At 65.1% G+C, this 5,394-nt stretch carries 5 protein-coding genes; 3 read left to right on the plus strand and 2 right to left on the minus strand.

Features of this window, described 5'->3' with window-relative positions; all coding sequences use genetic code 11:
• Positions 1-80: 80 nt before the first annotated feature.
• Positions 81-1,343, minus strand: coding sequence for an ATP-grasp domain-containing protein (locus CWO89_RS40215; RefSeq protein ID WP_130583810.1), 1,263 nt, complete (start codon positions 1,341-1,343; stop codon positions 81-83).
• A 263-nt stretch (positions 1,344-1,606) separates the two neighbouring features.
• On the opposite strand from CWO89_RS40215, the gene CWO89_RS40220 reads away from it, so the two are divergent.
• On the plus strand, positions 1,607-2,830 hold the full coding sequence (locus tag CWO89_RS40220; RefSeq protein WP_130583811.1) for an MFS transporter: 1,224 nt from the start codon (positions 1,607-1,609) through the stop codon (positions 2,828-2,830).
• Between the two features lie 11 nt (positions 2,831-2,841).
• Here the strand turns inward: CWO89_RS40220 and CWO89_RS40225 are convergent, their stop codons facing one another.
• Complete coding sequence (locus CWO89_RS40225; protein WP_130583812.1) at positions 2,842-3,048, minus strand: hypothetical protein; 207 nt, start codon at positions 3,046-3,048, stop codon at positions 2,842-2,844.
• A 165-nt stretch (positions 3,049-3,213) separates the two neighbouring features.
• On the opposite strand from CWO89_RS40225, the gene CWO89_RS40230 reads away from it, so the two are divergent.
• Both CWO89_RS40230 and CWO89_RS40235 read left to right on the plus strand, forming a co-directional pair.
• Positions 3,214-3,408, plus strand: a complete 195-nt coding sequence (locus CWO89_RS40230; RefSeq protein ID WP_130583813.1) for a hypothetical protein — start codon at positions 3,214-3,216, stop codon at positions 3,406-3,408.
• Between the two features lie 131 nt (positions 3,409-3,539).
• Complete coding sequence (locus CWO89_RS40235; RefSeq protein WP_130583814.1) at positions 3,540-5,267, plus strand: N-acyl-D-amino-acid deacylase family protein; 1,728 nt, start codon at positions 3,540-3,542, stop codon at positions 5,265-5,267.
• The last annotated feature ends 127 nt before the right edge of the window (positions 5,268-5,394 follow it).

Genomic DNA, 5,394 nt, shown 5'->3' on the forward strand with positions numbered 1-5,394 from the left:
GCAAAGCGCAGCGTGCCCACCATTTCACGGGCGGTGCAAGGGACGGTGGGCACGCTGCGCTTTGCCCACCCTACGGGCGGCTACGGCGGCTGATGCAGTCCTGCAAAATCCTCGCGCTCGATCTTGCGGATGCTGTTGAGATCGAGCAGATGCGCACCGAAGCCGCCGCGGGCGACCGTCCTTGCCAGTTTCGGCGAGACCAAAGTGAGGCCGGCCGTCATCGCCAGCGGCACGGCACTGAGCCAATCGAGCTGCACCGGCGTCAACTCCTCGGTGCTGGCGTTGTAGGGCCCTGAGGTCTTCAGGAGATCGCCGCACTCAACCAGAATGTCGCGCCTGGTGCCGCCGCGGGAGGCCTGGCCGAGCAGCGCCTGCATCGCCAGATGCGTCCGCACGCCGGTGCGGCTCTCAGGCAAAGGCTGCGGCGTCTCGCCGAGCGAAACGCGCAGCAGGAGATCGACCAGATCGGTGCCGGCGCGGAAGGCGTTGAGCGGCTCGACCAGGCGCGGATTGCAATCGATCAGGAGCGGCACGGAGCTGTCGATCGGCATCACGTAATCGACCGACAGCGCGCCGTGCCAGGCCAGCGTTTCTCCAATCGCTTCCAGATAGGCGTGCACCTGCGGACGGCTGACGCTTTCCTTGATCGCCTCGCCGCCGCCGACGCCGGGTGCGACCTGCCGGTAGGCGTGGAAGCCGACCAGCCTGCCCTCGCAAAATACCGACTGCGCCTTTTCGGTCGTGCCGGTGACGAGATCCTGGACTAGAAGCTCGTCGGCAAAGGTGTCGGTCGCGCCGAGTTCGTACAGCGCGATGTTGAAATCGGCTTCGTCGCGCACGAACCAGATGCCGCGGCTCGCGGTGCCGACCGAGGTCTTGATCACGGAGGGGAAGCGGATGGCCTCGCGCAGCTCGCTCTCCGAGGTCACGATCCGCGTCGGCGGCTGCGGCAGACCCAACCGGTCGAGCAGGCGGCTGAAGCCGGCCTTGCTGTGCACCATCCGGTAATTGTCGAACCGCGGCAGCGCCAGGCCGACGCGGCCCTTCAATCGCGCCTCGGCGCGCGCGAACAGAAAACCCTGCTCATGGGTCGGCAGCAGCACGTCGAACGGCGCCTCCAGGAGCCGCTCGATATAGCCAAGGAAGCCCTCGGGGTCGTGGCGCAACCCCGGGCAGCGGTGGAATTTCCGCACAAAGCGCGAATAGCGCGACAGGCACCAGGGCGAGGGATCGCAGACTTCGACATGGTGGCCGGCAAGACCGAGGATCGTGATCGCCTCGCGCGCCGAGGTGCTCGCCCCCTCGGGGATCAGGACGCGCAGCTTTGTTGCCGGATCGGTCATGCCAGATCATTGCTGCAATGCGAGTGGCTTGTCTTGCCGCTTTAATGCCGCATGTCGCTCGGTCGCGGTTCGCCGGGTCAGCCATGCAGCGGCCTTCATGGACAAATAACGCCCAGCCGATATTTTCGCGCCAGATCATGATCCGAGCGGATCATGATCTGGCTCTCTGTTTGAGCATGATCTTTTCGGAAAACCGGTTCCCACTTTTCCGGATCATGCTTTAAGCCCTGCCGGGCATCACATTTGATGGGCTTCTCACTGATATGGCTGATGTTCTTGCCGCACCGCAGCAATTGAAGACCGACAGCGCGGCGCGCACGCTGACGGGGATTTCGATCGCGCACTGGGTCAGCCATTTCCATATCTTCGTGCTGCCGATGCTGTTCCCGTTCCTGAAGGAGCGGCTCGGCGTCGGCTATATCGAGCTCGGCTTCGCGCTCACCGTGTTCGCGCTGGTCTCCGGCCTGACGCAGGCGCCGATCGGCTATCTCGCCGACCATATCGGCGCGCGAAAAATCCTCCTGATCGGTCTCTGCCTGGGCGGCTTCGCCCTGATCGGGCTCGGTTCGCATTTGAGCTATCCCGCGCTGATCGCAAGCGCGATTGGGCTCGGGCTTGCCAACAGCGTCTATCACCCCGCCAACTACGCGATCCTATCGGCACATATGGACGAGGCGCGGATGGGCCGCGCGTTCTCAGTCCACACCTTTGCCGGCTTCCTCGGCGGCGCGGTGGCACCTGCGATCATGGCGGCGCTGGTCGCGGCAATCGGCGGGCTCGGCGCATTGATGGTCGCGGGCGCGATCGGCCCGCTGGTGGCGCTATTGCTCGTCGTCATGGGCATCCCCGATGCCGGCACCGCGAAGGACGGGCCCGAGGGCAGTGAAAAGGTGAAAACCAGCGTGATGACGCCGGCGATCATGGTGCTGACCGTGTTCTTCACGCTGCTCAGCCTGTCGAGCGCGGGGATCAATAATTTCGGCGTGGTGGCGCTGATTGGCGGCTATGGCGTGTCGTTCTCGTCGGCCAATATCGCGCTGACCGCGTTCCTCGGCGCCAGCGCGGCGGGCGTGCTCGCCGGCGGCTATCTCGCCGACCGCACCCATCGCCACGGCCAGGTCGCGGCGGCGTGCTTTGCCGTCAATGCGGCGATCGTGGTCGTGATCGCGATGGTCAACCTGCCATCGGCGGTGCTGACCGCGGCGCTGGGCCTGGCCGGCTTCCTCGGCGGCGTGATCACGCCCTCGCGGGACATGCTGGTGCGCAACGCAGCACCTCCCGGTGCGGCCGGCCGCGCCTTCGGCATCGTCTCCACCGGTTTCAACTTCGGCGGCATCGCAAGCCCGCTGCTGTTCGGCTGGATCATGGACCACAACCTGCCGCATTGGGTGTTCGGCGCCTCCGCCGCCTTCATGGTGCTGACGGTGCTGCTCGCGCTCGTCACCGACCGCAAGCCGCAGGGATCGGAAGCGCACGCAGCGGCTTGATAACCACTTGCTTAGACCTCCTCGCGAGCGATCGCTTCCAAACGATCCGCGCAATCGCTCAGGCCGACATAACAGGCGACACCGAGATAGATGGTCTGAAGCGCGCAAACGCCGCGGTCTCGACGTGTCGGCACGCACGCGGCGCCGGTAACGTGTTCGCCGGCCTCGGCAGGCCGCATGGAACGTGCGCACTCGTTGCCTTTGGTGGTCGCGGTCACGAGAGGTCTCCGCCGTGATTCCAGAGGACACTGCGGTGTGCCTGTTACGGTCCGATCACTGCCTCGAATGCTTACGGCTGTAACCGATCGCGATAATCTGACCGGGAGGCGAGCCAACGCGGCTTGATGCGATCCTGAGCTGGCAACAGGAGAGGAGACATCTCAATGCAGGAGTACGATCTCTACATTAATCCGCAAAAGCCGACGTTAGGCCTCTATGTGCGCAAAGGGGCCGGTCTTCTCGATCTGGCCAATCCTGAGGAATGGGCATTTGACGGCACAGCAGCACAAGCCGAATTGCCGCCAGACCTTGTGAAAAGGATCGAAACCAACGGTCACGCCTTCCGCGACATGGACTAGGCTTTGACAGCACCGCCATATTTCCAGGTTGCGGCGCCATAGCGCATTGCTGAACCTCATCGGCGCCGGTTGACAGCACCGAGGGACGACCGATGATGCGGGGCAACAACAACAAATCGGGATGAAGCGCCATGACCTCAGCGCCTGACATCGTGATCCGCGGCGGCACCATTGCGGACGGCAGCGGCGGCGACCTCTATGAAGCCGATGTGGCGATCGCGGACGGCAAGATTACCGAGGTCGGCAAGGTCGCGAGCAAAGGCAAGGAAGAGATCGACGCGCGCGGCAAGCTGGTGGCGCCAGGCTTCGTCGATGTTCACACCCACTATGACGGCCAGGTGACCTGGAGCCAGGACATCACGCCCTCCTCGCAGAACGGCGTCACATCAGCGATCATGGGCAATTGCGGCGTCGGCTTTGCGCCCTGCCGGCCCAGCGACCACACCAGGCTGATCCAGCTCATGGAAGGCGTCGAGGATATTCCCGAGCCGGTCTTGAGCGCCGGCATTCCCTGGGAATGGGAGAGTTTTCCCGACTACATGAACTGGCTGTCGAAGCGCAGCTTCGACGTCGACATCGGCGCGCAACTGCCGCATGCCGCGCTGCGGGTCTATGTGATGGGCGAACGCGGCGCGCGCCGCGATCCTTCCACGGTGGAGGACAACAGGCAGATGGCGCAGCTTGCGAGCGATGCGGTTCGCGCCGGCGCGCTCGGCTTCTCCACCTCGCGCACCCTCAACCACCGCACCTCGACCGGCGACTTCACGCCGACCTTGAAGGCGGGCGAGGACGAATTGACCGCGATCGCCGGCGCGATGCATGGGGTCGGCCGCAGCGTGCTGCAATTCGTGCTCGATCTCTCCACCGTCCACGAAGACCTGCCGATGATGCTGCGGGTGGCGGAGAACACGAAATGTCCGATCTCGTTCTCGATCACCCAGAACGACAAGTCGCCACGGCGCTGGCGCCAGACGCTCGAGACCATCAGCGAGGCGACAAGCCGCGGGCTGTCGGTCACCGCGCAGATCGCCGCGCGCCCGGTCGGGCTGATGCTCGGGCTGGAATTGTCGCGCAATCCGTTCCAGACCCATGCGAGCTACAAGGCGATCGCACACCTGCCGCTCAAGGAGCGAGTGGCGCGTCTCCGCCAGGCCGAGACGCGCGCCGCGATCCTCGCCGAGAACGCCAGCGACACCGACGATCCGCTGTTCTTCCGGCCGAACTACGACAAGATGTATCTGCTCGGAAATCCGCCGGATTACGAGCAGCCACCGGAGAACACGCTGGGCGCGCAGGCGCGCCGGCTCGGCAAGCGCCCGGAAGAACTCGCCTATGATGCGATGCTGACCGACGGGGGCCGCGGCATGCTCTACGTGCCGTTCCTCAATTATTCCGACGGCAATCTCGACGCGACGCGCGAGATGCTGCTGGACCCGAATTCGGTGCCCGGCCTCTCCGACGGCGGCGCGCATTGCGGCATCATCTGCGATGCCTCTTTCCCGACCTATCTCCTGACCCACTGGACCCGCGACCGCACCCGCGGCGAAAAACTCTCGATCCCCTTCGTGATCGCGGTGCAATCGCGCAAGACCGCGCTCTCGGTCGGCCTCGCCGACCGCGGCCTGATCGCGCCCGGCTACAAGGCCGACGTCAACGTGATCGACTACGACCACCTGCATCTGCACCCGCCGAAGGTGCATTACGATCTCCCCGTCGGCGGCCGCCGCCTCCTGCAGCAGGTCGACGGCTATGAGGCGACCATCGTCTCGGGCGTGGTAACGCAACGTGGTGGTGCGGCCACGGGCGCAAGACCCGGCCGGTTGATCCGCGGCACGCAGGCGACGCATTCGGCGGCGTAGGGTGTGGGCAAAGGCGCGTCAGCGCCGTGCCCACCATTTTGGCGCGACGCTCGCGATGGTGGGCACGCTACGCTTTCCCCACCCCTACGGACGACGAAGACGTCGTGAAGACGGCGCCGCACGCTCT

The sequence above is a fragment of the Bradyrhizobium sp. Leo170 genome, from assembly GCF_004296405.1.
In the GTDB taxonomy this organism is placed as follows: domain Bacteria; phylum Pseudomonadota; class Alphaproteobacteria; order Rhizobiales; family Xanthobacteraceae; genus Bradyrhizobium.

Coding starts and splice junctions, on each gene's coding strand:
- CWO89_RS40215 (WP_130583810.1), bottom strand. CDS start 1,343: ATGACCGATCCGGCAACAAAGCTGCGCGTCCTGATCCCCGAGGGGGCG.
- CWO89_RS40220 (WP_130583811.1), top strand. CDS start 1,607: ATGGCTGATGTTCTTGCCGCACCGCAGCAATTGAAGACCGACAGCGCG.
- CWO89_RS40230 (WP_130583813.1), top strand. CDS start 3,214: ATGCAGGAGTACGATCTCTACATTAATCCGCAAAAGCCGACGTTAGGC.
- CWO89_RS40235 (WP_130583814.1), top strand. CDS start 3,540: ATGACCTCAGCGCCTGACATCGTGATCCGCGGCGGCACCATTGCGGAC.